We start from the raw sequence: 26,843 nt of genomic DNA, 5'->3' as shown, positions 1-26,843 counted from the left end.
CGATAGCGGTGAATCAGCCGCCAAAAATATTGGCTGACACTACGCTATCGCGAGCAGGCTCACTCCTACAGGGGATCTGTGCGTTCTGCGAGTTCAGCGGTAATCGTCCACCGGCACGCACGCGCAATACAGGTTGCGATCGCCGTAAACATTGTCCACCCGATTCACCGCTGGCCAATACTTGTGCGCCTTGGTGTGCGCATCCGGGGTGATGCCCTGTTCGATACTGTATGGCCGCTCCCATATCCCGGTGACATCCGCCATGGTATGCGGCGCGCGTTTCAGCGGATTGTCTTCTGCCGGCCAGTTACCGTTTTGCACCTCGGTGATTTCCGCTCGAATGCTCAGCATCGCGCCGATAAACCGATCCAGCTCAGCCTTCGACTCGCTCTCGGTCGGCTCGACCATCAACGTCCCCGGCACCGGGAAAGACATGGTTGGCGCATGGAAACCGTAATCCATCAGACGTTTGGCGACGTCTTCTTCACTGATTCCGGTCTGCGCCTTCAATGGCCGCAAATCCAGAATGCATTCATGCGCCACCCGCCCGTTACGCCCGGTGTACAACACCGGGAACGCGCCGGATAAATGCTGCGCCAGGTAATTCGCCGCGAGAATCGCCACCTCGCTGGCATCGGCCAATTGCGGGCCCATCATGGCGATGTACATCCAGCTGATCGGCAAAATACTCGCGCTGCCCCACGGCGCCGCACTGACTGCGCCGTTCTGCGCCAGCGGCCCGTCGATCGGCACCACCGGGTGATTGGCGACAAACGGCGCTAGGTGCGCACGAATCCCGATCGGTCCCATCCCCGGCCCACCGCCGCCATGAGGAATGCAGAAGGTCTTGTGCAAATTCATGTGCGAGACGTCGGCACCAATGTCCGCCGGCCGCGCCAGCCCGACCTGCGCGTTGAGGTTGGCGCCGTCCATGTACACCTGACCGCCGTGTTGGTGGATCACTTCGCAGATTTCGCTGATGCCCTCCTCGTACACACCATGGGTCGACGGATACGTCACCATCAAGCACGCCAACTTATCCCCAGCCTCAGCGGCTTTGGCTTTCAAATCTTCCAGATCCACGTTGCCCGCCGCGTCGCACTCGACGATCACCACGCGCATCCCGGCCATCTGCGCCGATGCCGGGTTGGTGCCGTGGGCTGACGAAGGAATCAGGCAAATATCCCGCACACCCTGCTGCCGGCTCTCGTGATATTTGCGAATCGCCAGCAGCCCGGCGTATTCGCCCTGCGCACCCGAGTTGGGCTGCATGCAGATCGCATCGAAACCGGTGATCGCGCAGAGCCAGCGCTCCAGCTCCTCGATCATCAGCGTGTAGCCGACGGCTTGCTCGCGCGGCACGAACGGATGCAGGTTGGCGAATTGCGGCCAGGTGATCGGGATCATCTCGCTGGTGGCGTTGAGTTTCATGGTGCAGGAGCCCAGCGGGATCATCGACTGGTTGAGCGCCAGATCCTTGTTCTCCAGTTGTTTGAGGTAGCGCAGCATCTCGGTTTCGCTGTGGTGCGCGTTGAAGACCGGATGGCGCAGGTACGGCGTTGTGCGCTGAAGGTTGTCGGGGATGCCCGAGGTCAGCGCCTCGGCGTCGAGATCGTCGACGCTCAAGCCGTGATCGGCCCCGAGCAAGACATCGAACAGTTTCGCCACGGTCGTTTCATCGCAGGTCTCGTCAAGGCTCAGCCCGACGCGGCCACGGCCGAGAATCCTCAGGTTGATCTGCGCAGCCTGAGCGCTTTCGATGATCGCGGTTTGTGCGCCACCAACGTCGAGCGTCAGCGTGTCGAAAAACTGCGCGTTCAGGCGTTTCAGCCCATGCCGTTCAAGGCCTGCAGCCAGAATGCAGGTCAACCGATGCACCCGCTGGGCAATGCGTTTCAGACCTTCCGGGCCGTGATACACCGCGTAGAAACTGGCGATATTCGCCAACAGCACCTGCGCTGTGCAGATGTTCGAGTTGGCCTTCTCGCGGCGGATATGTTGCTCGCGGGTTTGCAGGGCCATGCGCAACGCGACGTTGCCCCGAGCGTCTTTCGACACACCGATGATCCGCCCGGGAATCGCCCGTTTGTATTCCTCACGACTGGCAAAAAACGCAGCATGCGGGCCGCCGTAACCCATCGGTACGCCGAACCGTTGCGATGAGCCAAACACCACATCGGCGCCCAACTCACCCGGCGGGGTCAGCAACAGCAAACTCAACAAATCCGTGGCGACACACGCGAGCGCTTGTTGCGCGTGCAAGTGATCAATCAATGGACGCAGGTCGCGCACTTCGCCGTGAGTGTCGGGATATTGCAGCAGCGCACCGAATACCTGGTGCTGCTTCAAGTTATCCACAGCGTCGATGATCAGCTCAAAGCCGAAGCCCTCGGCGCGGGTCTGCACCACGGAAATGGTCTGCGGGTGACAGTTCTCATCGACGAAAAACAGATTGCTCTTCGACTTCGCCACACGCTTGGCCAGCGCCATGGCTTCAGCCGCCGCCGTGGCTTCATCGAGCAGCGAGGCGTTGGCCAATTCGAGGCCGGTGAGGTCGATGGTCAGTTGCTGGAAATTCAGCAGCGCTTCGAGCCGGCCTTGGGCGATCTCCGGTTGATACGGCGTGTACGCGGTGTACCAACCGGGATTTTCCAGCACGTTGCGCAGGATGACGGTCGGCGTCAGGGTGCCGTGGTAGCCCATACCGATCAGGCTGCTCCAGACCTGATTCTGCTCGGCATAACCGCGCAGTTTGGCCAGCGCCGCTTGTTCATCCAGCGCCGGCGGCAGATCGAGTGCGCGATTGAAGCGGATGCCCGGCGGCACAGTCTGTTCGATCAGTTCGGCGCGACTGCCGAGGCCGAGGCTGTCGAGCATCGCTTGTTGCTCGGCGGCATCCGGGCCGAGGTGACGACGCAGGAAGGCATCGGGATCGCGTAACTGGCTCAAGGACGGCAACTGGGACATGACGGGCTCTCTCTTGGCTGGCGCTCGGCGTCAATGCAACACGGTCAAACCAGCATAGCAGTCCATGTCGCCGCCAATTTTCAGAGAAACCCTTTCCCCTTGTGGGAGCGAGCCTGCTCGCGAATGCGCTGTGTCATTCAATTCAAATGTGTCTGACAGACCGCTTTCGCGAGCAGGCTCGCTCCCACAGGGGGAAATCATCGCCCATGAAAAAGCCCCGACAAGTCGGGGCTTTGGGTATTGCTTAATGCTTACTCGCCGATGGCAGCCTTGTAAGCGCCGGCATCCAGCAGCTTGTCCAGCTCAGCCGCGTCGGTTGGCTTGATCTTGAAGATCCACGCGCCGTACGGGTCGGAGTTCAGCAGTTCAGGCGAACCACCCAGCTCTTCGTTGACGGCAATCACTTCACCGCCGATCGGCGCATAGATGTCGGAAGCGGCTTTCACCGACTCAACCACACCAGCCTGATCTTGTGCAGCGAAGACTTTGCCGACTTCAGTCAGCTCGACGAACACCACATCACCCAGCGCTTCCTGCGCGTGATCGCTGATGCCCACAGTGACGGTGCCGTCGGCTTCCAGACGGGCCCATTCATGACTTTCGGCAAAACGCAGGTCGGCAGGGATATCGCTCATCTTCGGTGTCCTCGAGAAATTGTCAGCGGTCGTGCCCGCCGGAAAAGGTTAGATCAAAGTTTTGCCATGGCGGACGAAGGTCGGCTTGACCACACGTACCGGGTACCACTTGCCACGGATTTCCACTTCGGCGCGGTCGGCGGTTGCCATCGGAACACGCGCCAGGGCAATCGATTTGCTTAGCGTAGGGGAGAAACTACCACTGGTGATCTCTCCTTCGCCAACATCGGCGATACGAACCACTTGATGAGCGCGCAAAACGCCGCGTTCTTCCAGCACCAGACCGACCAGTTTGTGCGCCACGCCAGCGGCTTTTTCCGCCTCCAGGGCAGCGCGGCCGATGAACTGGCGCGAGGCCGGTTCCCAGGCGATGCTCCAGGCCATGTTCGAGGCCAGCGGCGAAACGTCCTGATCGATGTCCTGACCGTAGAGGTTCATCCCGGCTTCAACCCGCAAGGTGTCGCGAGCGCCGAGGCCGATCGGGGAAATGCCGGCGCCAACCAGATCGTTGAAGAAACCCGGAGCCTGATTGGCTGGCAGGACGATTTCCAGACCGTCTTCACCGGTGTAACCGGTGCGCGCGATGAACCAGTCGCCGTCGGTATAGCCTTCGAAGGGTTTGAGGTGCTGGATCAGCGTGGCGCGGGATTGGGTCACCAGCTCGGCAATCTTGTGCCGGGCTTGCGGGCCTTGAATGGCCAGCATCGCCATCTCGGAACGCTCATGCAAATGCACGTCGTAGCCGGAAAGTTGCGCGTTCATCCACGCCAGATCCTGATCGCGGGTGGACGCGTTGACCACCAGACGATAACCCTCGTCGAGGCGGTAGACGATCATGTCGTCGACGATGCCGCCACGCTCGTTGAGCATGGTGCTGTACAACGCACGGCCGGGGCGGTGCAGGCGTTCGACGTCATTGGCCAGCAAATGCTGAAGCCAGGCCTTGGCCTGGTTGCCGGTGACATCGATCACGGTCATATGGGATACATCGAACACCCCGCAATCGCGGCGCACCTCGTGGTGCTCCTCGACCTGCGAGCCGTAATGCAGTGGCATGTCCCAACCGCCAAAATCGACCATCTTCGCGCCGAGGGCGAGATGCAGGTCATACAGAGGCGTACGCTGTCCCATGGGTTTCTCCTTCCGGGCGTGGCGAAGGTGCGGACAGCCGCTGCACGGGCGAAAGCCTTGAAATAGAAGGCTCTCAGCCGATTCCAGCGAACGGGTCTGTCAGACGAACCGCACCGAATGCCGCGCATTGTAGCCGCATGATTCAGGACTCACTACTAAGTGTTTCGATGCGCCGAGCGGCGAATCAGGCCGATGACCGGCAACAGTCCGACCAAAACCAGGGTCAGCGCCGGCAACGACGCCCGCGCCCATTCGCCTTCGCTGGTCATTTCAAAGATGCGCACGGCCAGTGTGTCCCAGCCAAACGGGCGCATCAGCAGGGTCGCGGGCATTTCCTTGAGCACATCGACGAACACCAGCAGCGCGGCGCTCAACGTGCCGGGCAGCAACAACGGCAGATACACTTTGAAAAACAGTCGTGGCCCACTGACACCGAGGCTACGTGCCGCTTCGGGCAAAGACGGCCGTATACGCGCCAGACTGTTTTCCAGTGGGCCGTAAGCGACCGCAATAAAGCGCACCAGATACGCCATCAACAGCGCCGCCAGACTGCCGAGCAGCAAGGGTTTGCCCGCACCACCGAGCCAGCCGGAGAGCGGAATCACCAATTCGCGATCGAGATAACTGAACGCGAGCATGATCGACACCGCCAGCACCGAACCCGGCAAGGCGTAACCGAGATTGGCCAGCCCCACGCCGGCGTTGATCGCCGGGGTCGGCGCCAAGCGCCGGGCGAAGACCAGCAGCAAGGCGACGCTGACGGTGATCAGCGCCGCCATGCCGCCCAGATACAGGGTGTGCAGGATCAGCCCGGCATAGCGCTCATCGAGATCGAAACGCCCGCGCTGCCAGAACCAGACCATCAGTTGCAGCATCGGAATCACGAAGGCGCAGGCGAACACCAGTCCGCACCAGCTCATCGCCGCGAGGGCTTTGAATCCGCGCAGGTGATACAGCGCTTTCACCCGAGGCCGCTCGTTGCTCGCCCGGTTGGCGCCGCGCGCACGACGTTCGCCGTACAGCACCAGCATCACCACCAGCAGCAACAGGCTGGCCAGTTGCGCCGCACTCGACAGGCTGAAGAAGCCGTACCAGGTTTTGTAGATCGCGGTGGTGAAGGTGTCGAAGTTGAACACCGACACCGCACCGAAATCGGCGAGGGTTTCCATCAGCGCCAGCGCCACACCGGCACCAATCGCCGGCCGCGCCATCGGCAACGCTACGCGCCAGAAGGCTTGCCACGGCGATTGGCCGAGCACCCGCGCGGCTTCCATCAAGCCTTTGCCCTGCGCGAGAAACGCGGTGCGCGCCAGCAGGTAAACGTACGGGTAGAAAACCAGCACCAGCACGATAATCACCCCGCCGGTGGAGCGCACGCGGGGTAGGCGCAGGCCTGTGCCGAACCATTCGCGCAGCAGGGTTTGCACCGGGCCGGCGAAGTCGAGCAGGCCGACGAAGACGAAGGCCAGCACGTACGCGGGGATGGCGAACGGCAGCATCAGCGCCCAGTCGAGCCAGCGCCGACCGGGGAATTCGCAGAGGCTGGTGAGCCACGCCAGGCTGACGCCGAGCAGGGTCACGCCGACACCGACGCCGAGTACTAGTGTCAGCGTGTTGTCGAGCAGGCGCGGCATCTGGGTTTGCCACAGGTGCGACCAGATCTGTTGATCGATGGTCTGCCAGGAGAGCAGCAGAACACTCAGGGGCAACAGCACCAACGCGGCAATGGCGAAGACGATGGGGTACCAGCGGCGTTGGGCGGGGTGGGCCAAGGAAACAGTCTCGCTCAAATGATTGTGCCCACGCTCTGCGTGGGCACACATCTTGTGACGCTCCGCGTCACGCTTTCGGTGATTCGACGCAGAGCGTCGGGGACTGCATTCCCACGCTGAGCGTGGGAACGATCATAGCGCTATCAAAGCAGACTCAGTTCCAACCCGCCCGATCCATCATGCGGATCGCTTCAGCCTGACGCTTGCCCGCCACTTCCACCGGCAAGGTGTCCGCAATGAACTTGCCCCACGCCGCCACTTCTTCCGAAGGCGCCACCGCCGGGTTGGCCGGGAATTCCTGGTTCACGTCAGCAAAAATCTTCTGCGCTTCCGGCGTGGTCATCCATTCAACCAGAGCCTTGGCCGCTTCCGGGTGCGGTGCATGTTTTGTCAGGCCAATCCCCGACAGGTTCACGTGCACACCGCGATCCGCCTGATTCGGCCAGAACAGTTTCACCGGCAGCTCCGGCTTCTGCTTGTGCAGGCGACCGTAGTAGTAAGTGTTGACGATGCCCACGTCGCACTGCCCGGCGTTGATCGCCTCCAGCACTGCAACGTCATCGGAGAACACGTCGGTGGACAGGTTGTTAACCCAGCCCTTGAGGATTTCCTCGGTCTTCGCCGCGCCGTGAACTTCGATCATGGTCGCGGTCAGCGACTGGTTGTAAACCTTCTTCGCCGTGCGCAGGCACAGGCGCCCTTCCCAGTTCTTGTCGGCCAGCGCTTCGTAAGTGGTCAACTCGCCCGGCTTCACCCGTTCGGTGGAGTAAGCGATGGTGCGCGCGCGCAGGCTCAGGCCAGTCCAGGCGTGGGTGGACGAGCGATATTGCAGGGGAATGTTGGCGTCGATGGTTTTCGAGGTGAACGGCTGGAGGATGCCCATCTGCTCGGCCTGCCAGAGGTTGCCGGCATCCACGGTGAGCAGCAGGTCGGCGGTGGCGTTTTCACCTTCAGCCTTGATGCGCTGCATCAGCGGCGCTTCCTTGTCGGTGATGAACTTGATCTTCACCCCGGTCTTGGCGGTGTAGGCATCGAAGACCGGTTTGATCAGCTCATCGATGCGCGACGAGTAAACCACCACCTCATCAGCGGCCTGGGCCGTGGTGCTACCGATCAGGGTCAGGGCCAGTGCGGTCAGAAGACGCTTGGGTGCCAACATGGGAGTGGTCTCTCGGTCGGGAAATGTGGGCCAAATGATAAGGACTCACATTTACCACCTCAATCGAACTCTTTTTGAAGGAGTTACCAGATGTTGCACAGGCTGAATATCGCGGTGACTGGACTGACGCCTTCGCGAGCAAGCTTTGCTCCTACGAAGCATCACCGCAATCCTGTGTAGGAGCCGAGCTTGCTCGCGAAGAGGCCATCAGCCTCAACGAAGATTTAAGGGTTTGGCGAGCGCCGGAAGATCACCGGTCAACCCGAGAGCTTCACGCACAAAAAGCGCTTTCGCCTCCGGCATCTGCTCCACCAGCTTCAACCCGGCATTCCTCAACCAACGCACCGGCAAACGATCCGCCTGAAACAACCGCTCAAACCCTTCCATCGCCGCCATCAGCGCGAGGTTGTGCGGCATGCGGCGACGCTCGTAACGGCTCAGCACTTTCACATCCGCCAAACGCTCCCCGCGCTCGGCCGCTTGCAACAACACTTCCGCCAGCACCGCCGCATCGAGGAAACCAAGGTTCACACCCTGCCCCGCCAACGGGTGAATGGTGTGCGCCGCATCGCCAATCAGCGCCAGCCCTTCCGCCACATAACGCTTGGCATGACGCTGACGCAGCGGCACGCACAGTCGCGGATCAGCGCTGACCACTTCGCCAAGGCGACCTTCGAAGGCACGCTCCAGCTCGCGGCAGAAATCCGCCTCATCCAGCGCCATCAAACGCTCGGCTTCGCTCGGCGTGGTCGACCAGACGATCGAACACCAATCCTGCTGTCCGTTACGCTCCAGCGGCAAAAACGCCAGCGGCCCGTGATCGGTAAAACGCTGCCATGCAGTCGACTGGTGCGGCTGGCTGCTGCGCACGCTGGTGACGATGGCATGGTGCATGTAATCCCACTCGCGCGTGGCCATCCCGGTGAGACGGCGCACTGCCGAGTTAGCCCCATCAGCGGCGATCACCAACGGCGCGCGCAACTGTCGACCATCGGCCAGCGTCAGCAGCCAGTCATCGCCCGAACGGCGCATCTGTTCCAGCCGCGCATTGGCGAGCATGCCCAGATCGCAATCGTGCAAACGGTCGAGCAAAGCGTCCTGAACTACACGGTTTTCGACGATGTGGCCGAGCACTTCGGCGTGCACGCTGCTCGCCGAAAAATGAATCTGTCCGGTGCCGCTGCCGTCCCACACGTGCATGTCGGTGTACGGGCTGCTGCGCCGTGCGGCGATGCCGTCCCACACGCCGAGGCGTTCGAGGATTCGCTGGCTGGCGGCGGACAACGCGCTCACACGCGGTTCAAACGCGGCTTCGGCGTCGAACGGTTTGACGCTCAGCGGGCTGCCGTCGAGCAGCAGCACTTCCAGCCCGCTGTCCTGCAGCGCCAACGCCAGGGCGCTGCCGACCATTCCGGCTCCGACAATCAGCAGATCTGCGCGCATGTCCATGCTTTAAGCCTGTCTCGCTTGCGGCTTGAGCCGCACGTAAAGGGTTTTACCGACCCGCGCGACAAGGTTGCCGGCGCCGTCATGAATGTCGACCTGCAACTGCGGCAGGTATTTCTCGCCATTGGCGGTCTGCCGGCGAATCTCGCCGAGCAAGGTCTCGTCGATGCTGAACCGAGCGAACACCGGGCCTTTGCCCGGCGCAATGAAATCGATGTCGGCAGCCTTGTCCCAGACGATGTACTTCGAGCCAAGGTTTTCCATGAGCATCAGCATGAAGAACGGATCGACCATCGAATACAAACTGCCGCCAAACTGCGTGCCGACGTAATTGCGGTTGTACCAGCCGAGGCCCATCGACACCTGGACGTCGCGGAAGTCATCGCTGATATGGCGAACGCGCACGCCAGCGCCGAGGTACGGCGGGTAAAAGGTCATGACCCAGCGCATCAACCGCGCCTTGCCGAATTTTTTAGTCAACCACTTAAGCATCCGGACGCGTCCCCAACCCCATGGCCTGACGCGCAAACCAGCGCTTGGCCGGTGGCAGCAGATCGAGGCCAAGCAAACCGATGTTGCGCCCCAGCGACACCAGCGGCTGCGTGCTGCCGAACAGGCGCGTGACCTGATCGGAGAAACCGACGGTGAGATCCTGATCGAGACGCTGACGCTCGCGATACGCCTGCAACGTGGCGAAATCGCCCAGCGGTTTGTCGCTGGCCAACAATGCAGAGGCCAAGGCATCGGCATCGCGCAGTGACAGGTTGAAACCCTGCCCGGCTATCGGGTGCAGGCTGTGCGCCGCGTTGCCGAGCACGGCCAGGTGTGAGCGCACTTGTTCTTCGGCCTCGACCAGCGTCAGCGGATAAAGATGCCGCGCGCCAACCTGTTTCAACGTGCCGAGGCGATAACCGAACACGCCCTGCAATTCGCTGAGGAAATCACGCTCGCTCAAATCGGCCAGACGTTGCGCGTCCATGCCCAAACGGGTCCAGACCAAAGCGCAGCGGTTTTCCGGCAGCGGCAGCAGCGCCATCGGCCCTTCATCGGTGAAGCGCTCGAAGGCCATGCCGTTATGCGCTTCGCTCGGGGTGATGTTGGCGATCAGCGCGCTCTGATTGTACGGACGCTGGCGCACGTTGATGCCCAGTTGTTCGCGCAGACCGGAGCGACCGCCATCGGCGAGCACGGCGAGGTCGCATTCCAGCGTGGTTTCATCGTTAAGGGTCAGGCGATAGCCGTCGGGCAGCGGTTCCATGCGCGTGACTTCTGCCGGGCAGCGCCAACTGATCACGTCTTTGTCGACGTGCTGCCACAGGCAATGGCCGAGCCAGGCGTTTTCCACCACATAACCAAGTGCCGGTACGCCCTCTTCCATCGCCGACAGACGCGCGGTGGAGAAGCGACCACGGTCAGATACGTGAATCTGTTTGATCGGCTCGGCTCGGCGAGAGATTTCCTGCCACACGCCCAAGCGTTGATAAATCTGTCGCGAGCCGAAGGACAGCGCCGACGAACGCGCGTCGTAGCTCGGCTGCCAACTGTCGCCGGGGGCGAACGGCTCGATCAGCACGATTTTCCAGCCACGCGCCTTGGCCCCGGCCTGCAAGGCCAACGCCAGACTGGCGCCGACCAGACCGCCACCGATGATTGCCAGATTGACTCGACTCATGCCGCGTGTGTCCTTGCTTGCGCCATCAGCGCTTCGATGTCGGCGACGGTTTTCGGTACGCCGGTGGTGAGGATTTCACAGCCTGTTTTGGTCACGACCACGTCGTCCTCGATGCGCACGCCAATGCCGCGCCATTTCTTCGCGACGTTCTGATTGTCCGGGGCGATGTAGATGCCCGGCTCCACGGTCAGTGCCATGCCGACTTCGAGCACGCGCCATTCGCCGCCGACTTTGTACTCGCCGACATCGTGTACATCCATGCCCAGCCAGTGGCCGGCGCGGTGCATATAAAAGGCTTTATAGGCCTCGCTGGCGATCAACTCGTCGACCTCGCCTTGCAACAATCCGAGCTTCACCAGCCCTGTGGTGATCACGCGAACCGTGGCTTCGTGCGCCTGATTCCAATGCTTGTTCGGCGCGATTTCAGCGAATGCGGCTTCCTGCGAGGCCAAGACCAATTCGTAAATCGCTTTCTGCTCGGGCGAAAACTTGCCGTTAACCGGCCAGGTGCGGGTAATGTCGCTGGCATAGCAGTCGATCTCGCAACCGGCGTCGATCAACACCAGATCGCCGTCCTTGAGCAGCGCGTCATTCTGTTGGTAATGCAGGATGCAGCTGTTGCGCCCGGCGGCGACGATCGAACCGTAAGCGGGCATTTTCGCCCCGCCCTTGCGGAATTCGTAGTCGAGTTCGGCTTCGAGGCTGTACTCGTAGAGCCCGGCCCGACTGGCCTGCATCGCGCGAATATGCGCTTGCGCCGAGATCCGTGCGGCTTCGCGCATCACCTTCACTTCTGCCGCCGATTTATACAGGCGCATGTCGTGGAGCAAATGATCCAGCGCAACGAATTCGTTCGGTGGCTGGGCGCCAAGGTGCGCCTTGGAGCGGATCACATTGATCCAGTCCATCAAGTGACGATCGAATTCGGGGTTGCTGCCCATCGCCGAATACACCCGGTCGCGACCTTCGATCAGGCCCGGGAGGATGTCGTCGATGTCGGTGATCGGGAAAGCGTCGTCGGCACCGAAGTCGCGGATCGCGCCTTCCTGCCCTGCGCGCAAGCCGTCCCACAATTCGCGTTCGGCGTTGCGTTCACGGCAGAACAGCACGTACTCGCCATGCTCGCGGCCGGGCATCAAGACGATGACGGCTTGCGGCTCGGGAAACCCGCTGAGGTACTGGAAATCGCTGTCCTGACGGTAGACGTGCTCGACGTCGCGGTTGCGAATGGCTACCGCGGCGGCGGGCAGGATCGCGATGCTGTTGGGTTCCATCTGCGCCATCAGGGCCTTGCGGCGACGGCTGTATTCCGCTTTGGGGATATGGGTCATGGGCAGATGGCTTTCCCTGGCACGCGATTAATGCAGCGACGGCTTGGCGGCTGGCGGCACGTCGGCTTTCTTGGTTTCCGAGAACAGCAGCAGCGGCGCGACGCGCAGGTACTCCATGACTTCCATGTAGTCGGTCTCGCCGTCTTCGGATTCTTCCAGAGCGTCTTGCACTTGGGAGATCGCCGCCAGATCCTGCAGCACTTCGGTGGCTTCGGTGCTGAGCATGCTACTGTCGCGGCAGTTCAGGCCGAAACCGCTGAGGAAGCCCTGGCACCACTCGCCCAGTGCAGCGGCGCGCTCGGCCAGCGGCGCGTCATCGGTCGGCAGCAGCAGAACGACGGTAACGTCGTCGCCGGTGAGTTCGCCTTTGACCATCTCTTGCAGGCCGATCAAGGCGTTGCGAACGTTGTCCTGCGGCTCGCTTTCGAGCAGTTCGGCAGCGTCGATCAACCATTCTTCGGCAGTGAAACCGGCGCCGGCGCAGCTGCGTCCGAGCAGCAGGCCATGCAGTTCGGCAGGCGAGACGTTGTGGCCGCTGGAAGTCAGCAGCGTGGCGAAGGCTTGGTACGGGGAATTCTGAATGGTCATGGGCAGCTAGGCGCCAGACGGCGCTATGTCTAGAATGAAGGCCTTGTATCCTACATCGACAGACTCGCCAAGACTATTAAAGGCTGTCCGCCAGCTATCCCATCAGACAGACTCCAACTCAGTGGACACAATGGAAGACACCGACCTGCAAGCGCTGATGGCCAGACTCGAACTGTTGATTGGTCGAGTCGAGCAACTTAAGAGTCAAAACGCACTCTTACTAGCTCAGGAAAAGACCTGGCGCGAGGAACGCGCTCACCTCATTGAAAAAAACGAAATCGCCCGGCGTAAGGTCGAATCGATGATTTCGCGCCTCAAGGCCCTGGAGCAAGACTCATGAGTTCAAGCAATAGCGTCACCGTGCAGATCCTCGATAAAGAATATTCGATCATCTGCCCGCAGGAAGAACGCAGCAATCTGGTCAGCGCCGCGCGCTACCTCGACGGCAAAATGCGCGAGATCCGCAGCAGCGGCAAAGTCATCGGCGCCGATCGCATCGCCGTGATGGCCGCGCTGAACATCACCCACGACCTCTTGCACAAAGAAGAGCGTCCGGACATCCAGGCCAGCGGTTCGACCCGTGAACAGGTGCGCGACTTGCTCGATCGTGTCGATCTGGTGCTCGCCGACGATCAGACCAACACCAAGGGCTGATTCGACTGGCCGCTTGCGGTATACTCGCGGCACTCCCTGGGGTGCTTGCCAGTTGACGATGTCCCTGAGCCGATTCGCACTACCCTGGAAGTTGCACGTTGGGCTGGTGTGCATGTCCGCTAGACGGAAAGCCTTAAAGTCTACTGCATCTTCCACCTTGAACTTTCGGGTTCAAGGGCTAAGTTGACAGCGGTTCATCCGGGGAGCCTGATTCGAATCCGATGTCGGTGAAAACCGCCATCGGATTTTTTATGCGTACGTTTTCGTCCAACCTGCCGAAGCCGAACCATGACCGAACCCGCGCTGCTGCCCCGCCCGCAACTCCGCCGCCTGCTGCGCAAGGCGCGCCGCTCGCTGAGCAAAAGCGAGCAACGCCAGGCCGCCAAAGGCCTGTACCGGCAACTGGCGCAAGACCCGCACTTTCGCCGGGCCAAACACATCTCTCTGTATTTACCCACCGACGGTGAAATCGATCCGCGCCTGCTGCTGCGTGAAGCACAGCATCGAGGCAAGTCGACTTATCTGCCGGTGCTCAGTGCCTGGCCGCGAACCAAAATGGTTTTCCAGCGCATTCGTCCCGGCGAGAAACTCAAACCCAATCGCTTCCGCATTCTTGAGCCACGGGCCAATCTGGCTCGGCAACGCAAGGTCTGGGCGCTGGATCTGGTGTTGTTGCCATTGGTGGGGTTTGACGATGTCGGCGGGCGACTGGGCATGGGCGGCGGTTTTTACGATCGCAGCCTGGCGTATCTGGCGCGGCGCAAAAGCTGGCGCAAGCCGACGCTATTGGGGCTGGCCCATGAATGTCAGAAAGTCGAACGCTTGGCGCAGGCGAGCTGGGATGTACCGTTACAAGGCACGGTCAGCGACAAGGCGTGGTATTTCGCGGGATAGGACGCCGCAGATCAGCGGCGTCGGGTGTGCAGTTTCAGCGCTTGAACGCGGTCGACTGTTGAACCTGTTGCGCGACTTCGATTGGAGCGTCAGCTTTGGTTGTCCACAGACTCTGCGCGTAACCGGTGGTCACGACGCCCAGGCCAAACAAAATTACCAAAGTCCATAGTAAATCCGGTTTGCGTTTCATCGATTGCCCCCCTCAAGGCACATCAACACGATGACAGCAGCGGTTTCCATTTGTAGGCCGTGCAGCAGCGTCAAGCTTTAAAGGCCGGCATTTTGCGGCAACGTGAACCGCTGCGCAAACGCTGACGTCAACCGACTGTCGGTTTGTCATAAAATTGCCCGACAACTTGTCCACTGATCCCGCCAGGAGAACAAAACATGGCCTATTGGCTGATGAAATCCGAGCCCGACGAGCTCTCGATCAAGGGCCTGGAAAAACTCGGCAAAGCGCGCTGGGACGGGGTTCGCAACTACCAGGCACGCAACTTCCTGCGGGCGATGGCGGTGGGCGATGAGTTCTTTTTCTACCACTCCAGCTGCCCGGAACCGGGAATTGCCGGGATTGGCAAAATAATCGAAGCAGCGTACCCGGATCCGACGGCGCTGGAGCCGGAGAGTCATTACTTCGATCCGAAGGCGACGCCGGAGAAGAATGCGTGGAGTGCGATTGACGTTGAGCACGTCGAGACGTTTGCGCGGGTGTTGAAGCTGGATTATCTGAAGCAGCAGACGGCGCTGGCGGAGATGCCGTTGGTGCAGAAGGGCTCGAGGTTGTCGGTGATGCCGGTCACCCCTGAGCAGTGGGCGGCGGTGCTTGCCCTGCGCTGACGCGCAAAAAGATCGCAGCCTTCGGCAGCTCCTACGTTGGAATGCGGTTCCCTGTAGGAGCTGCCGAAGGCTGCGATCTTTTGACTTGATGCTTATTGAATGATCAGGTTATTGAACAACAGATCTTCAACCACCGGCTTCCCAGTCTCATCATTCATCACCTGCTGAGTCTGCTTCAACGCTTCCTGACGCAGCTTCTCTTTACCTTCGATGCTGCCCATCGCCTCGGTCGTCTGCTGAGTAAACAGCGCCACCAGTTGATTACGGATCAACGGCTCGTTGGCCTTGACCAGTTTGGCCGCGTCATCGCCGGTCACGCGCAGCGCCACGTCGGCCTTGTAGACCTTGAGTTTCGGCGTGCCGTCCAACCCGTAGTTACCCACGAACGGTGGGCTCAGGCTGATGTAGCTGACCTTCGGCGCTTCGCCTTCTTTAGCTTCTTCGGCCAGCGCTGCCACAGGCAGAGACAGGGCCAGCAACAACATGATCCACGCTTTCACAATTCGCTCCTTATCCGGTTTGCGGCCTAGCATAACGACCCGCCGCGCAAGCACAAGCTTATGGCGGACTATCAGGGTCGGGCATGCTCGTTGACCCGTTGACTGACACACCTACACTTATCGGCCATCACTCCCAAAGGAATAGCCCTGATGAAAGCCGTGCTGTGCAAAGCCTTCGGCCCTGCCGAATCGCTGGTGCTGGAAGACGTCGCCAGTCCTGTCGCGAAGAAGAACGAAATCCTGCTGGACGTGCACGCCGCCGGGGTCAACTTCCCCGACACGCTGATCATCGAGGGCAAATACCAGTTCAAGCCGCCCTTCCCGTTTTCGCCGGGTGGCGAAGCGGCAGGTGTAGTGCGCGAAGTTGGGGAAAAGGTCAGCCATCTCAAGGTCGGCGACCGCGTCATGGCCCTGACCGGCTGGGGCAGCTTCGCCGAACAGGTCGCGGTGCCGGGCTATAACGTTCTGCCGATTCCGCCGTCGATGGACTTCAACATCGCCGCCGCTTTCAGCATGACTTACGGCACCTCGATGCACGCGCTCAAGCAACGCGCCAACCTGCAACCGGGTGAAACCCTGCTGGTGCTCGGTGCATCCGGCGGTGTCGGCCTGGCTGCCGTGGAAATCGGCAAAGCCATGGGCGCCCGCGTCATCGCCGCCGCCAGCAGCGCCGAGAAACTCGCGGTGGCCAAGGCTGCCGGCGCTGACGAACTGATCAACTACAGCGAAGCCAGCCTCAAGGACGAAATCAAACGCCTCACCGACGGCCAGGGCGCCGACGTGATCTACGATCCGGTTGGCGGCGATCTGTTCGACCAAGCCATCCGCGCCATCGCCTGGAACGGCCGCCTGCTGGTGGTCGGCTTCGCCAGCGGGCGCATCCCCGAGCTGCCGGTCAACCTCGCCCTGCTCAAAGGCGCGGCGGTACTCGGCGTGTTCTGGGGCTCCTTCGCTCAACGCCAGCCACAGGACAACGCGGCGAACTTCCAGCAACTGTTCGGCTGGTTTGCCGAGGGCAAGTTGAAACCGTTGGTGTCGCAGGTCTATCCGCTGAGCAATGCGGCGCAGGCGATCAATGACCTTGGGCAGCGCAAGGCTGTGGGGAAGGTTGTGGTGCAGGTTCGCTGAAACCACACTGTCATTCAGGCCAGTAACGCTGATGCCGCGTTACTGGCCGTTTCATTTCTCACCTTGAAACCCCTGCCTACCACACTCTACAAAGTTGTTTGGCGGTAACTATGTATCGCGACATTGCCCGTGGCGCTGCTTAGATTTACATCACAATAACTCTCGAATTTCCGCCGGCAAATAGGTCACGTATTTTCGTGTCGGATTGTCTCGACAGTTTCTGACGATGGTTGGAACGCGTCTATTCATCTTCGCAATCATCGCCAGACGTTGCTCATCCGACAATTGATGCCTGGTGAGTGAGTTTGAAAGATAGGCACGTGTATATTCAAAAACAGCCGAATCGACCCAGTCGAACTCGCTCATATTTCCGAGGTTTTCGTTAACGGCCCGGCATTTGACCGTTTTTAACCACTGATTGATATCCAGCGACTGGTCTTCGAGGCGGAAGATCATGGGCGCAATGATTTCCTGTTGCTCAGGCTTATCACCTTCAACGTTCCAAGGTTTAAAGCGCCACTGCGCGATCGCAACTCGAACGGCCTCGGCAAATTCAGGGTGAGTGCTTTCCTGAATGCTGATCTCGCTGACTGAACCATCCGCGCTGGCGATGAAGCTAACCTTCACCTTGCCCGTTACTCCTGCCCTTTGCAGCTCTCGCGGATAAATCGGCTTGGGATTGTTTTCCGGTATCAAAAACACTTCTGAAGCCAGCGCAGAACCACCGATCACCAACAAAAACACCACAAAAAACCACCGCATGATTGCACCCTTCCCTAGTGAGTTGTCCTATCCGGCAACAGCACAAAGGATACGGAGCAATGGCTTTTAACTGAACGGCGCAGCTTCGCCAATGCGTGCAGGACGTTTCTCTAATCCCGTCGGGAAACTGGGAGAACCCGCAGAGCGAATTAGCGAAGGTAATTTTTCCGACGGATGTTTAGCTACTTTATGGGCCCACAACATCCCCCGGCATCAAATGCTCCTGCACTTTCTCACTACGCGACTCCACCAACTGCCCCTTGTCGTCAAAACGCAAAACAATCAGCCAGTCATAAACCCCCACCGGCCATTTCGGCTGGCCGATCAGTGCCGGGCCGTTGCCGCCGAATGCGCCGATGAGTTTGTTGATGTGGCCGTGGTGCCAGGCGATCAGGATGGTTTTCGCCTGATTGCTGTCGCGTAATTGGCTGACCAGTTTGTCGACGTCGTTATTGGCGAAGGGTTGTTCGATCGGCAGTTGCAGCCGTTGCGACAGCGGGATCAGCGTTTGTCGTGGGCGGATGCTTTGTGGGCTGTCGGCGGTGGCAATCAGGCGTTGCGGGGTGAGTGTTTCGTCGGCCAGTTTCAGCGGGGTGAAATAGTCAGCGTACGCGGCGGCGCGCTGTTGGCCTTGGGCGTTGAGCTCTCGGCCCACGTCCGGTTTTTCCGCGTGGCGGACGATCAGTACGGTGGTGTTGCGCAGCCCCGATGCGCCAGAACCGTGGGCAAAACTCAGCACCAGCACCGAAACGGTGACGACGGCCACCATCAGCAACCTCGGCAATAACCTGCGCACATTCGGGGCCATGTTTCATCTCTGCAATCAGTCATTCATTGAGCGCGAGTCTAAGACACAACGCGCTGATCGCTACAAAAACGCCCTGTTCTTACAGCTGAGCGACAGGTTCGTAAAGGAACGTGCGACTTCCAACATTTTCCGCTGTTTTGCCGATGCGAACCGGTGCTATTTTCGGTAACGAAACTGTAACATTCGCATCCGCAGTCAAAACAAGAAATCTGGAGCTCTTGAATGTTTGCTTTCTTTCGCCCTGCCGCACATCAGGCTCCATTGCCTGAAGAACAAATAGACAGCACCTACCGACGCCTGCGCTGGCAGATCTTCGCCGGTATCTTCATTGGCTACGCGGGTTATTACCTGCTGCGCAAAAACTTCTCGCTGGCCATGCCGTACTTGATCGACGAAGGCTACAGCCGTGGCGATCTGGGGCTGGCGATGTCGGCGATTGCCATCGCCTATGGCTTGTCGAAATTCCTCATGGGCCTGGTGTCCGACCGTTCCAACCCACGCTTCTTCCTGCCGTTCGGCCTGTTGGTTTCGGCGGGCGTCATGTTCGTGTTCGGTTTCGCGCCTTGGGCGACGTCCAGCGTGACCATGATGTTCATTCTGCTGTTCATCAACGGCTGGGCCCAGGGCATGGGCTGGCCGCCGAGTGGGCGGACGATGGTGCACTGGTGGTCGCAGAAAGAACGCGGCGGCGTGGTGTCCGTGTGGAACGTGGCGCATAACGTCGGCGGTGGCCTGATCGGCCCGTTGTTCCTGCTCGGCATGGGCCTTTTCAACGACTGGCACGCAGCGTTCTACGTACCGGCAGCGGTAGCGCTGGGCGTGGCGGTGTTTGCCTTCATCACCATGCGCGACACCCCGCAATCGGTCGGCCTGCCACCAATCGAGAAGTACAAGAACGACTACCCGGAAGGCTACGACGCCAGCCACGAAGACGAATTCAGCGCGAAAGAGATCTTCGTCAAATACGTGCTGCGCAACAAAATGCTCTGGTACATCGCCATGGCCAACGTCTTCGTCTACCTGCTGCGTTACGGCGTGCTGGACTGGGCGCCGACGTACCTGAAGGAAGCCAAAGGCTTCACCGTCGATAAAACCTCATGGGCTTACTTCTTCTACGAGTGGGCAGGTATTCCGGGCACGCTGCTGTGCGGCTGGATGTCGGACAAGATCTTCCGTGGCAACCGTGGCCTGACCGGCATGGTGTTCATGGCATTGGTGACTGTGGCGACGCTGGTTTACTGGCTGAACCCGGCCGGCAACCCGACCGTCGACATGATCGCGCTGGTCTCGATCGGCTTCCTGATCTACGGCCCGGTGATGTTGATCGGTTTGCAGGCGCTGGAACTGGCACCGAAGAAAGCCGCCGGCACAGCGGCGGGTTTCACCGGTCTGTTCGGTTATCTCGGTGGCTCGGTCGCGGCCAGTGCGGCGATGGGCTACACCGTTGACCATTTCGGCTGGGACGGTGGTTTTGTCCTGCTGATCGGCGCGTGCCTGCTGGCGATGGCCTTCCTCGCCCCGACGCTATGGCACAAGCAAGTCGCCAGTCAGAGCCGCGAAGCGGTCGCTTGATAGCACTGTGACTGACAGCGCTTGAGCCGCGCCTCCAGATTTCGGTCTGGCATGGCGTGGCTGCGCAGGGCGTGTACGGTCTGCTCGACATAATCGCGAGTGGTGCCGTATCGTCCGCTGGCGCTTTCGAACACCTGACTCAGCACGTGATCCGGCAAGTTGCCGGCATAGCTGGGCAGGTGCCGCTCCAAGACAAATCCCAAAGCCTGCACCTGACTGCCATCTGCGAGTCGGCAGTTGAGCCAGTGTGGCCGATAGGACGGCACCGGCATCTCGCGTTTCCACAAGGCGTACAACGCTGCATCGAGATTGTCTTCCGGCAAGCGATACGCGAAGCCGCTGCACGAACCGCCGCGATCCAGACCAAAAACCAGACCGGGCATTTCCGGCGTACCACGGTGCTCGTGCGACCACAGGTACAAGCCGCGATGGTAGCCGTGCACGCGTCCACGAACGCGCTCCACCGCTGAACACTCCGGCCGCCAGATCAGCGAACCGTAGGCGAACAGCCACACCGGCCCGCCCTTGTGGCGCGCCATGGTCGATTGCATGGAAGCGAGAAGTTGTTCGTGCGTCAGCTGCGGCCCAAGATCGAGCCGCGGAGGGTAATTCAGATTCAGAAAAGCGTTTTCAATGGCGCTCATGGCGAATAGCGTTCAGCTCCCCGCGGGTAAAGAATTACTTAATAGAACGCACCGCTGTAACAATAAGGCACATATGTTTTAAGGCAATTTGAGTGCCATGGCACAGTTCTTAATTGATTGCCTGATTGATATATAACCTAGCGGTATTTATGCAATTACATAAATACCGATCGGCTATATAGAGAGTTATAACGAATCAGGAGCGCGGCTTAAGAGCGCGGAGCGTAGGCAAACACGTCCGCGCGCATTTGATGGGCGTCCATCCCGGCTTCGACCAAGGCGTCGAGGGTGCCGTAGACCATGGCCGGTGAGCCGCTGGCGTAGACGTGCAGCGGTTTCAGATCGGGGAAATCTTCACAGACTGCTTCGTGCAGCATGCCGCAGCGCCCTTCCCAACCGCATTGATCGCTGACGACTTTGTGCAGGAACAGGTTAGGCAACTTCTGCCATTCGTCCCAATGTTCGATCTCATAGAAATCTTCCGGACGACGCACGCCCCAGTACAGATGCACGGGATGTTTGAAGCCGTTGGCGCGGCAGTGTTCGATCAACGCGTGAATCTGACCCATGCCGGTACCCGCAGCGACCAGCACCAGCGGCCCGTCCGGCAGCTCGGCCAGATGCGTATCACCGAATGGCAGTTCGACGCGCACCATTGCGTTGCGTTGCAGCTGTTCGATCAGGCTCAGTGCACTGGCTTCGCGCGCCAGCACATGGATTTCCAGATCACGCCCGCCATGCGGTGCCGAAGCCATGGAGAACGCCGATTTCTCGCCGTTCTCGCGTTCGATCATCAAGTATTGCCCGGCGTGATAGCGCGGTGGTTTGCCTGCCGGCGCACGCAGACGCACGCGCCAGGTGTCGCCACCGACATCGCGGCATTCAATAACCTGACACGACAGGCTGCGCACCGGCAGTTCTCCCAGCGCGAGCACGCCATCCCACAGCAGAATGCAGTCTTCCAGCGGCTCGGCTATGCAAGTGTAGAACTCACCGTGGTCGTGCACCTTGCCGTCCTGCGCAACGCGGCCTTCAACCAGCAGCGCCGCACACACATGACAATTGCCGTTGCGGCAGCTTTGCGGGCATTCGTAGCCCAAGCGCCGCGCACCATCGAGAATCCGCTCACCGGGCTGTATCTCGAGCACTGCTCCGGAGGGCTGCAGGGTTACACGCATCAATCTATTCCTAACTGATTCCAGATGGCATCGATCCGTTGGGTGACGGCGTCGTCCTTGACGATCACGCGGCCCCACTCGCGAGTGGTTTCGCCCGGCCACTTGTGGGTGGCATCGAGGCCCATTTTCGAACCCAGGCCGGAGATCGGCGAGGCGAAGTCGAGGTAGTCGATCGGCGTGTTATCGATCATCACCGTGTCGCGCTTGGGATCCATGCGCGTGGTGATGGCCCAGATCACGTCGTTCCAGTCGCGGGCGTTGATATCGTCGTCAGTGACGATAACGAACTTGGTGTACATGAACTGTCGCAAAAACGACCAGACACCAAGCATCACGCGCTTGGCATGCCCCGGATACGACTTCTTCATGGTGACGATGGCCATGCGGTACGAACAGCCTTCCGGCGGCAGGTAGAAGTCGGTGATCTCCGGAAACTGCTTCTGCAGGATCGGCACGAACACTTCGTTCAGCGCCACACCGAGGATCGCCGGTTCATCTGGCGGACGGCCGGTGTAGGTGCTGTGGTAGATCGGTTTGATCCGATGGGTGATGCGCTCGACGGTGAACACCGGGAAGCTGTCGACTTCGTTGTAGTAACCGGTGTGGTCGCCGTACGGGCCTTCATCGGCCATTTCGCCGGGATGGATCACGCCTTCAAGGATGATTTCGGCGGTGGCCGGCACTTGCAGGTCGTTGCCACGGCACTTGACCAGCTCGGTGCGGTTACCGCGCAGCAAACCAGCGAAAGCGTACTCAGAGAGGCTGTCCGGCACCGGTGTTACGGCGCCGAGGATGGTCGCCGGATCCGCGCCCAATGCCACGGACACCGGGAACGGCTGGCCCGGATGCTTCTCGCACCATTCGCGATAATCCAGTGCGCCGCCACGGTGGCTGAGCCAGCGCATGATCACCTTGTTGCGGCCGATCACTTGCTGACGGTAGATACCGAGGTTCTGGCGTTCCTTGTTCGGGCCTTTGGTGACGGTCAGGCCCCAGGTGATCAGCGGGCCGACGTCGCCGGGCCAGCAGGTCTGCACGGGCAGCATCGCCAGGTCGACGTCGTCGCCTTCAATGACCACTTCCTGGCACACCGCGTCTTTGACGACTTTCGGCGCCATCGAGATTATCTTGCGGAAGATCGGCAGCTTCGACCACGCGTCTTTCAAGCCCTTCGGCGGCTCCGGCTCCTTGAGGAACGCCAGCAGCTTGCCGATTTCGCGCAGCTCGCTGACCGACTCGGCGCCCATGCCCATGGCCACCCGCTCGGGCGTGCCGAACAGGTTGCCGAGCACCGGAATGTCGTAGCCGGTGGGCTTTTCGAACAGCAGCGCCGGGCCTTTGGCCCGCAGCGTGCGGTCACACACCTCAGTCATCTCCAGCACCGGCGAGACGGGAATCTGGATGCGTTTCAACTCTCCGCGCTGCTCAAGCTGCTGCACGAAATCCCGAAGATCCTTGAATTTCATTGACGATGGCACCCTCAAAATAGGCGTACATCCTACCTGCTATGCAGCCCTGTGGCAGCCTGTCGCTGCTTACTTGGCTGCATTCGTCTGGGCTTTGCCAAGGTTTTCCTGGCGTTGCAGGTTAATGAACAACGGTTCCATGATCGGTGCCACCAGACGCGCGCCGACTTCCGACAGGTGATTGTCGTCGGTGTACAGCGAGTAGCCGTCGAGCTCGGCGTGACACAAACCCTTGTCGTCACACAGTCGCGGCGCCGGGTCGACGATGCGCACCGCCGGGTCTTTGGCCAGCTCAGCGAACAACTGGCTGATAAACACCTGGCGCTCGTGGTGAATGGCGACTTGTTGACCAACACCTTCAACCGAACGATCGAGCATCGCCAATCGCGTCAGGCGATATGGCGGACTGTAGGGCTGCAACGGCGCCTCTTTGACCAGCCAGACGCGATGGCCGCTGGCACGCAACTGCGCAACCCGCGCACGCAGACCGTCGGCCAGACGTTGCTCGGCATACGCGCGATCATAACGACCGTCCGCAGTCCGCAGGACGTGGCCCAGGTCGCCATTGGCTGCACCGTAGACATACAGACTCCAGCGCGCGACCAGCACCACATCGCTGACGGTTTTCTCTTTCAACGCCTGCTCGATCCGGCGATTGAAATGCGCACACACCGGGCCATGTTCCAGACCTTCCACCGGGATGCAGCCCGGTGAACTGGCGAGAATCACGCTGACGTCGTGGGCTTTCGCGCCGTCATCGAATATCGGAATCAGTGCCGTGGCGTGACTGTCGCCCCAGACCAGCGCCTGCGCGGGCACGTCGGCCACACCGTAATGACAGAACAGTTTGTCATCAGGTGTCTTGTCGTCCGCCAGACACGCCATCAACTCCGGCCGCCAGTCGTGGCCCTTGGCATATTGCAGGGCTTGATCGGACAAACGCCAAGGCAAGCCATCGGTCCAGCGCAGCGTTTGCCCGGCCAGCGCCAGCACCAGCACACCGAGGGCGCCGGCAATCAGAATTGGCCGACGACCGGCGAGCAGACGGCGCTCGCGGAACGGCGTTTCGATGAATTTCCACGACAGGTAACCCAGCACCAGCGTCAGCAGAATCAACCCGGCGTTATCGAGCGCAGTGGTGTCTTCGACGCTGGCATAGCTGGAAAACACGAACACCGGCCAATGCCAGAGATACCAGGAATAGGAGATCAGGCCGAAACCGACCATCACCTTACTGCTCAACAATTGACCAACCACCGTCTCGCGATGACCGTTGGCAAAAATCAGCAACACCACACCCAGCACCGGCAGCAACGCCGCCGCACCGGGGAATGGCGTGGACTTGTCGTAGCCGAACACCGCCAGCAGGATCAGGCCCATGCCGAGCAAACTCAGCAGTTGCGCAGCCATTGGCTTCAACCGCCAGGCCTGCTTCGGCGCGACTGCCAGCATCGCACCGGCGAGCAGTTCCCAGGCGCGCATCGGCAACAGGAAGAAGGCTTTTTCCGGGTGGTGGCTGACCGCCCACACGCTCAGGCCGAAGGACACCAGCAGAATCGCGAACAGCGCCAGTCGCCAGTGTTTTAGACGACTCGACATGACGGCCAGCAGTAGCGGGAAGAGAATGTAGAACTGCTCTTCAACCGCCAGCGACCAGGTGTGCAACATCGGTTTGAGGTCGGATGCGACGTCGAAATAGCCGTCCTGACGCATAAACAGAATGTTCGAGACGAACAGCACCTGATAACGCACCGAGCGCCCCAGCTCTTCGTAATCCTTGGGCGCCATCAGGAACCAGCCCACCGCCAGCACGGCGACGATCATCGCAAACAGCGCCGGCAGAATCCGCCGCGCACGGCGTGCCCAGAACTCGACGAAGCTGAAACGCCCGGCCTGACGCTGGTTCCAGATGATCGAGGTAATGAGGTAGCCGGAAATCACGAAGAACACGTCTACGCCGACAAAACCGCCGGTAAACCCCGGGACGCCAAAGTGGAAAAGGACCACGGCGATGACCGCAACGGCCCGCAAGCCGTCGATATCCCTTCGATAAGCGAGTGTGCTCATAAATCTTGAATGCCAATCAGTTGGTTATTATTTGTACAGCCTGATTCTCTTACGCGGAAACGGTCTCGTACGTTGCTGCTCATTCTGCAAGGCACAGACCTTACCAGATCGCCATCGTCCCTTCGCCCGGACAAAATACGGGCAAAAAAATGGCGCCCCCGTAGGGACGCCATTTTTATCGGCTCAATCTGCGATGTTACTTGCGCTTCATCGACAGGAAGAACTCGTCGTTGGTCTTGGTCGTTTTCAGCTTGTCGACCAGGAACTCGATCGCTGCGACTTCGTCCATCGGGTGCAGCAGCTTGCGCAGAATCCACATGCGCTGCAGTTCGTCGTCGGCGGTCAGCAACTCTTCGCGGCGGGTGCCGGAGCGGTTGATGTTGATCGCAGGGAACACGCGCTTCTCGGCGATCTTGCGATCCAGAGGCAGTTCCATGTTGCCGGTACCCTTGAACTCTTCGTAGATCACTTCGTCCATTTTCGAGCCGGTTTCAACCAGCGCGGTGGCGATAATGGTCAGCGAGCCGCCTTCTTCGATGTTACGTGCCGCACCGAAGAAACGCTTTGGCTTCTCGAGGGCGTGGGCATCGACACCACCGGTCAATACCTTGCCGGAGCTCGGGATCACGGTGTTGTAGGCACGGGCCAGACGGGTGATGGAGTCGAGCAGGATCACCACGTCTTTCTTGTGTTCGACCAGGCGCTTGGCCTTCTCGATCACCATTTCAGCCACTTGTACGTGACGGGTCGGCGGCTCGTCGAAGGTCGAGGCAACCACTTCGCCGCGCACGGTGCGCTGCATTTCGGTTACTTCTTCCGGACGCTCATCGATCAGCAACACGATCAGGTGAACTTCAGGGTTGTTACGGGCGATGTTCGCTGCGATGTTTTGCAGCATGATCGTTTTACCGGCTTTCGGCGGTGCCACGATCAGACCACGCTGGCCTTTGCCGATCGGGGCGCACAGGTCGATCACACGACCGGTCAAGTCTTCGGTGGAACCGTTGCCGGCTTCCATCTTCATGCGCACGGTCGGGAACAGCGGAGTCAGGTTCTCGAAGAGAATCTTGTTTTTCGCGTTCTCCGGACGATCGAAGTTGATCGTGTCGACCTTGAGCAGTGCGAAATACCGCTCGCCTTCCTTCGGAGGGCGAATCTTGCCAACGATGGTGTCACCGGTGCGCAAGTTGAAACGGCGGATCTGGCTCGGCGAGACGTAAATGTCGTCTGGGCCGGCGAGATAGGAAGCGTCAGCGGAGCGCAGGAAGCCGAAGCCGTCCTGGAGAATCTCCAGCACGCCATCACCGGAGATTTCCTCGCCGCTTTTAGCGTGCTTTTTCAGCAGGGAGAAAATCACGTCCTGCTTGCGCGAACGGGCCATATTTTCTATGCCCATCTGTTCGGCCAATTCGAGCAGTTCGGTAATCGGCTTTTGCTTGAGTTCAGTCAGATTCATATAGGAATGACGTAATCATTTATGGAGGGGGGGAAATTAAGCTTTTGGCTTAATGAGGCCGCGCCGCAGAGAAGGCGACAGGATCGCGTACTTATTCGAAAAGGAGTGCGTCGGCGACGGCTAGCAGGGGGCAGTGGAGAAACCACTGCGGGGCCGAATGTACCACCTGAGTTTCT

25 protein-coding genes and 1 other RNA gene are annotated in these 26,843 nt (G+C 60.1%); 7 read left to right on the top strand and 19 right to left on the bottom strand.

Going from position 1 to position 26,843, the window contains the following annotated elements; all coding sequences use genetic code 11:
- Positions 1 to 93: 93 nt before the first annotated feature.
- The 10 genes from gcvP to QMX93_RS13230 all read right to left on the bottom strand — a co-directional run bounded on the left by gcvP (position 94) and on the right by QMX93_RS13230 (position 12,701).
- A complete protein-coding gene (gcvP, locus tag QMX93_RS13275) occupies positions 94 to 2,967 on the bottom strand; it encodes an aminomethyl-transferring glycine dehydrogenase (RefSeq protein ID WP_282356465.1) in 2,874 nt (957 codons plus the stop codon).
- A 251-nt stretch (positions 2,968 to 3,218) separates the two neighbouring features.
- A complete protein-coding gene (gcvH, locus tag QMX93_RS13270; protein ID WP_053124868.1) occupies positions 3,219 to 3,602 on the bottom strand; it encodes a glycine cleavage system protein GcvH in 384 nt (127 codons plus the stop codon).
- 48 nt (positions 3,603 to 3,650) lie between these two features.
- Positions 3,651 to 4,733, bottom strand: coding sequence for a glycine cleavage system aminomethyltransferase GcvT (gene gcvT / locus QMX93_RS13265; protein WP_282356463.1), 1,083 nt, complete (start codon positions 4,731 to 4,733; stop codon positions 3,651 to 3,653).
- 155 nt (positions 4,734 to 4,888) lie between these two features.
- A complete protein-coding gene (locus QMX93_RS13260; RefSeq protein ID WP_282356462.1) occupies positions 4,889 to 6,505 on the bottom strand; it encodes an iron ABC transporter permease in 1,617 nt (538 codons plus the stop codon).
- A 154-nt stretch (positions 6,506 to 6,659) separates the two neighbouring features.
- Complete coding sequence (locus QMX93_RS13255) at positions 6,660 to 7,664, bottom strand: extracellular solute-binding protein (RefSeq protein WP_008081441.1); 1,005 nt, start codon at positions 7,662 to 7,664, stop codon at positions 6,660 to 6,662.
- Positions 7,665 to 7,877: 213 nt separating this feature from the next.
- Positions 7,878 to 9,107 carry a 2-octaprenyl-3-methyl-6-methoxy-1,4-benzoquinol hydroxylase gene (locus QMX93_RS13250; RefSeq protein WP_282356466.1) on the bottom strand — a complete coding sequence of 410 codons (1,230 nt, stop codon included), beginning with the start codon at positions 9,105 to 9,107 and terminating at the stop codon, positions 7,878 to 7,880.
- A gap of 9 nt (positions 9,108 to 9,116) precedes the next feature.
- Positions 9,117 to 9,602, bottom strand: coding sequence for a DUF4442 domain-containing protein (locus QMX93_RS13245; protein ID WP_282356461.1), 486 nt, complete (start codon positions 9,600 to 9,602; stop codon positions 9,117 to 9,119).
- Entirely contained in the window at positions 9,595 to 10,782 is a 1,188-nt protein-coding gene (gene ubiH, locus QMX93_RS13240) for a 2-octaprenyl-6-methoxyphenyl hydroxylase (protein ID WP_212550186.1), read from the bottom strand. Before ubiH ends, QMX93_RS13245 begins: the two co-directional genes overlap by 8 nt.
- Positions 10,779 to 12,113, bottom strand: coding sequence for a Xaa-Pro aminopeptidase (pepP, locus tag QMX93_RS13235; RefSeq protein WP_102901403.1), 1,335 nt, complete (start codon positions 12,111 to 12,113; stop codon positions 10,779 to 10,781). The genes ubiH and pepP overlap by 4 nt, the downstream gene beginning before the upstream one ends.
- A gap of 27 nt (positions 12,114 to 12,140) precedes the next feature.
- Entirely contained in the window at positions 12,141 to 12,701 is a 561-nt protein-coding gene (locus tag QMX93_RS13230; RefSeq protein ID WP_053124884.1) for a YecA family protein, read from the bottom strand.
- 130 nt (positions 12,702 to 12,831) lie between these two features.
- Between QMX93_RS13230 and QMX93_RS13225 the strand changes: the two genes are divergently transcribed.
- The 4 genes from QMX93_RS13225 to QMX93_RS13210 all read left to right on the top strand — a co-directional run bounded on the left by QMX93_RS13225 (position 12,832) and on the right by QMX93_RS13210 (position 14,249).
- A complete protein-coding gene (locus QMX93_RS13225) occupies positions 12,832 to 13,041 on the top strand; it encodes a TIGR02449 family protein (protein ID WP_007911197.1) in 210 nt (69 codons plus the stop codon).
- Positions 13,038 to 13,355 (top strand): cell division protein ZapA, encoded by a 318-nt coding sequence (locus QMX93_RS13220; protein WP_008081434.1) that lies wholly within the window; start codon positions 13,038 to 13,040, stop codon positions 13,353 to 13,355. The genes QMX93_RS13225 and QMX93_RS13220 overlap by 4 nt, the downstream gene beginning before the upstream one ends.
- Before the next feature lie 30 nt (positions 13,356 to 13,385).
- Positions 13,386 to 13,564: non-coding RNA, 6S RNA (gene ssrS, locus QMX93_RS13215), on the top strand.
- A 79-nt stretch (positions 13,565 to 13,643) separates the two neighbouring features.
- Positions 13,644 to 14,249 carry a 5-formyltetrahydrofolate cyclo-ligase gene (locus QMX93_RS13210; protein WP_159814336.1) on the top strand — a complete coding sequence of 202 codons (606 nt, stop codon included), beginning with the start codon at positions 13,644 to 13,646 and terminating at the stop codon, positions 14,247 to 14,249.
- 34 nt (positions 14,250 to 14,283) lie between these two features.
- Here QMX93_RS13210 and QMX93_RS13205 read toward each other — a convergent pair whose 3' ends face one another.
- Complete coding sequence (locus QMX93_RS13205) at positions 14,284 to 14,439, bottom strand: hypothetical protein (protein ID WP_008081430.1); 156 nt, start codon at positions 14,437 to 14,439, stop codon at positions 14,284 to 14,286.
- A gap of 197 nt (positions 14,440 to 14,636) precedes the next feature.
- Between QMX93_RS13205 and QMX93_RS13200 the strand changes: the two genes are divergently transcribed.
- On the top strand, positions 14,637 to 15,086 hold the full coding sequence (locus QMX93_RS13200) for an EVE domain-containing protein (protein ID WP_053124888.1): 450 nt from the start codon (positions 14,637 to 14,639) through the stop codon (positions 15,084 to 15,086).
- A 92-nt stretch (positions 15,087 to 15,178) separates the two neighbouring features.
- Here the strand turns inward: QMX93_RS13200 and QMX93_RS13195 are convergent, their stop codons facing one another.
- Positions 15,179 to 15,586, bottom strand: a complete 408-nt coding sequence (locus QMX93_RS13195) for a flagellar basal body-associated protein FliL (protein WP_053124890.1) — start codon at positions 15,584 to 15,586, stop codon at positions 15,179 to 15,181.
- 150 nt (positions 15,587 to 15,736) lie between these two features.
- On the opposite strand from QMX93_RS13195, the gene QMX93_RS13190 reads away from it, so the two are divergent.
- A complete protein-coding gene (locus tag QMX93_RS13190; RefSeq protein WP_053124892.1) occupies positions 15,737 to 16,714 on the top strand; it encodes an NADPH:quinone oxidoreductase family protein in 978 nt (325 codons plus the stop codon).
- 150 nt (positions 16,715 to 16,864) lie between these two features.
- Here QMX93_RS13190 and QMX93_RS13185 read toward each other — a convergent pair whose 3' ends face one another.
- Positions 16,865 to 17,476 (bottom strand): energy transducer TonB, encoded by a 612-nt coding sequence (locus QMX93_RS13185; RefSeq protein WP_282356456.1) that lies wholly within the window; start codon positions 17,474 to 17,476, stop codon positions 16,865 to 16,867.
- A 187-nt stretch (positions 17,477 to 17,663) separates the two neighbouring features.
- Positions 17,664 to 18,284, bottom strand: a complete 621-nt coding sequence (locus tag QMX93_RS13180) for a phosphoglycerate mutase family protein (protein WP_282356455.1) — start codon at positions 18,282 to 18,284, stop codon at positions 17,664 to 17,666.
- A 222-nt stretch (positions 18,285 to 18,506) separates the two neighbouring features.
- Between QMX93_RS13180 and glpT the strand changes: the two genes are divergently transcribed.
- Positions 18,507 to 19,856, top strand: coding sequence for a glycerol-3-phosphate transporter (gene glpT, locus QMX93_RS13175; protein WP_053124897.1), 1,350 nt, complete (start codon positions 18,507 to 18,509; stop codon positions 19,854 to 19,856).
- Here the strand turns inward: glpT and QMX93_RS13170 are convergent.
- From QMX93_RS13170 to rho, 5 genes are all read right to left on the bottom strand, one after another.
- Positions 19,832 to 20,500 carry a gamma-glutamylcyclotransferase gene (locus QMX93_RS13170; protein ID WP_282356453.1) on the bottom strand — a complete coding sequence of 223 codons (669 nt, stop codon included), beginning with the start codon at positions 20,498 to 20,500 and terminating at the stop codon, positions 19,832 to 19,834. The two genes, glpT and QMX93_RS13170, sit on opposite strands and share 25 nt — an antisense overlap.
- Before the next feature lie 209 nt (positions 20,501 to 20,709).
- Positions 20,710 to 21,678 carry a CDP-6-deoxy-delta-3,4-glucoseen reductase gene (locus QMX93_RS13165; protein ID WP_282356452.1) on the bottom strand — a complete coding sequence of 323 codons (969 nt, stop codon included), beginning with the start codon at positions 21,676 to 21,678 and terminating at the stop codon, positions 20,710 to 20,712.
- On the bottom strand, positions 21,678 to 23,144 hold the full coding sequence (gene ubiD, locus QMX93_RS13160; RefSeq protein ID WP_034151998.1) for a 4-hydroxy-3-polyprenylbenzoate decarboxylase: 1,467 nt from the start codon (positions 23,142 to 23,144) through the stop codon (positions 21,678 to 21,680). Before ubiD ends, QMX93_RS13165 begins: the two co-directional genes overlap by 1 nt.
- Positions 23,145 to 23,213: 69 nt before the next feature.
- Positions 23,214 to 25,211, bottom strand: a complete 1,998-nt coding sequence (locus QMX93_RS13155; protein WP_282356451.1) for an acyltransferase family protein — start codon at positions 25,209 to 25,211, stop codon at positions 23,214 to 23,216.
- Positions 25,212 to 25,407: 196 nt separating this feature from the next.
- On the bottom strand, positions 25,408 to 26,667 hold the full coding sequence (rho, locus tag QMX93_RS13150; RefSeq protein ID WP_003229334.1) for a transcription termination factor Rho: 1,260 nt from the start codon (positions 26,665 to 26,667) through the stop codon (positions 25,408 to 25,410).
- Positions 26,668 to 26,843 lie beyond the last annotated feature (176 nt).

This window comes from Pseudomonas sp. PS01303 (genome assembly GCF_029959385.1).
Lineage (GTDB): Bacteria > Pseudomonadota > Gammaproteobacteria > Pseudomonadales > Pseudomonadaceae > Aquipseudomonas > Aquipseudomonas rustica.
Note: the sequence above shows the minus strand (reverse complement) of the source record. Positions and strands in the feature narration are given on the sequence as shown.

Coding starts and splice junctions, on each gene's coding strand:
- gcvP (WP_282356465.1), bottom strand. CDS start 2,967: ATGTCCCAGTTGCCGTCCTTGAGCCAGTTACGCGATCCCGATGCCTTC.
- gcvH (WP_053124868.1), bottom strand. CDS start 3,602: ATGAGCGATATCCCTGCCGACCTGCGTTTTGCCGAAAGTCATGAATGG.
- gcvT (WP_282356463.1), bottom strand. CDS start 4,733: ATGGGACAGCGTACGCCTCTGTATGACCTGCATCTCGCCCTCGGCGCG.
- QMX93_RS13255 (WP_008081441.1), bottom strand. CDS start 7,664: ATGTTGGCACCCAAGCGTCTTCTGACCGCACTGGCCCTGACCCTGATC.
- QMX93_RS13250 (WP_282356466.1), bottom strand. CDS start 9,107: ATGCGCGCAGATCTGCTGATTGTCGGAGCCGGAATGGTCGGCAGCGCC.
- QMX93_RS13245 (WP_282356461.1), bottom strand. CDS start 9,602: ATGCTTAAGTGGTTGACTAAAAAATTCGGCAAGGCGCGGTTGATGCGC.
- ubiH (WP_212550186.1), bottom strand. CDS start 10,782: ATGAGTCGAGTCAATCTGGCAATCATCGGTGGCGGTCTGGTCGGCGCC.
- pepP (WP_102901403.1), bottom strand. CDS start 12,113: ATGACCCATATCCCCAAAGCGGAATACAGCCGTCGCCGCAAGGCCCTG.
- QMX93_RS13230 (WP_053124884.1), bottom strand. CDS start 12,701: ATGACCATTCAGAATTCCCCGTACCAAGCCTTCGCCACGCTGCTGACT.
- QMX93_RS13225 (WP_007911197.1), top strand. CDS start 12,832: ATGGAAGACACCGACCTGCAAGCGCTGATGGCCAGACTCGAACTGTTG.
- QMX93_RS13220 (WP_008081434.1), top strand. CDS start 13,038: ATGAGTTCAAGCAATAGCGTCACCGTGCAGATCCTCGATAAAGAATAT.
- QMX93_RS13210 (WP_159814336.1), top strand. CDS start 13,644: ATGACCGAACCCGCGCTGCTGCCCCGCCCGCAACTCCGCCGCCTGCTG.
- QMX93_RS13205 (WP_008081430.1), bottom strand. CDS start 14,439: ATGAAACGCAAACCGGATTTACTATGGACTTTGGTAATTTTGTTTGGC.
- QMX93_RS13200 (WP_053124888.1), top strand. CDS start 14,637: ATGGCCTATTGGCTGATGAAATCCGAGCCCGACGAGCTCTCGATCAAG.
- QMX93_RS13190 (WP_053124892.1), top strand. CDS start 15,737: ATGAAAGCCGTGCTGTGCAAAGCCTTCGGCCCTGCCGAATCGCTGGTG.
- QMX93_RS13185 (WP_282356456.1), bottom strand. CDS start 17,476: ATGCGGTGGTTTTTTGTGGTGTTTTTGTTGGTGATCGGTGGTTCTGCG.
- QMX93_RS13180 (WP_282356455.1), bottom strand. CDS start 18,284: ATGGCCCCGAATGTGCGCAGGTTATTGCCGAGGTTGCTGATGGTGGCC.
- glpT (WP_053124897.1), top strand. CDS start 18,507: ATGTTTGCTTTCTTTCGCCCTGCCGCACATCAGGCTCCATTGCCTGAA.
- QMX93_RS13170 (WP_282356453.1), bottom strand. CDS start 20,500: ATGAGCGCCATTGAAAACGCTTTTCTGAATCTGAATTACCCTCCGCGG.
- QMX93_RS13165 (WP_282356452.1), bottom strand. CDS start 21,678: ATGCGTGTAACCCTGCAGCCCTCCGGAGCAGTGCTCGAGATACAGCCC.
- ubiD (WP_034151998.1), bottom strand. CDS start 23,144: ATGAAATTCAAGGATCTTCGGGATTTCGTGCAGCAGCTTGAGCAGCGC.
- QMX93_RS13155 (WP_282356451.1), bottom strand. CDS start 25,211: ATGAGCACACTCGCTTATCGAAGGGATATCGACGGCTTGCGGGCCGTT.
- rho (WP_003229334.1), bottom strand. CDS start 26,667: ATGAATCTGACTGAACTCAAGCAAAAGCCGATTACCGAACTGCTCGAA.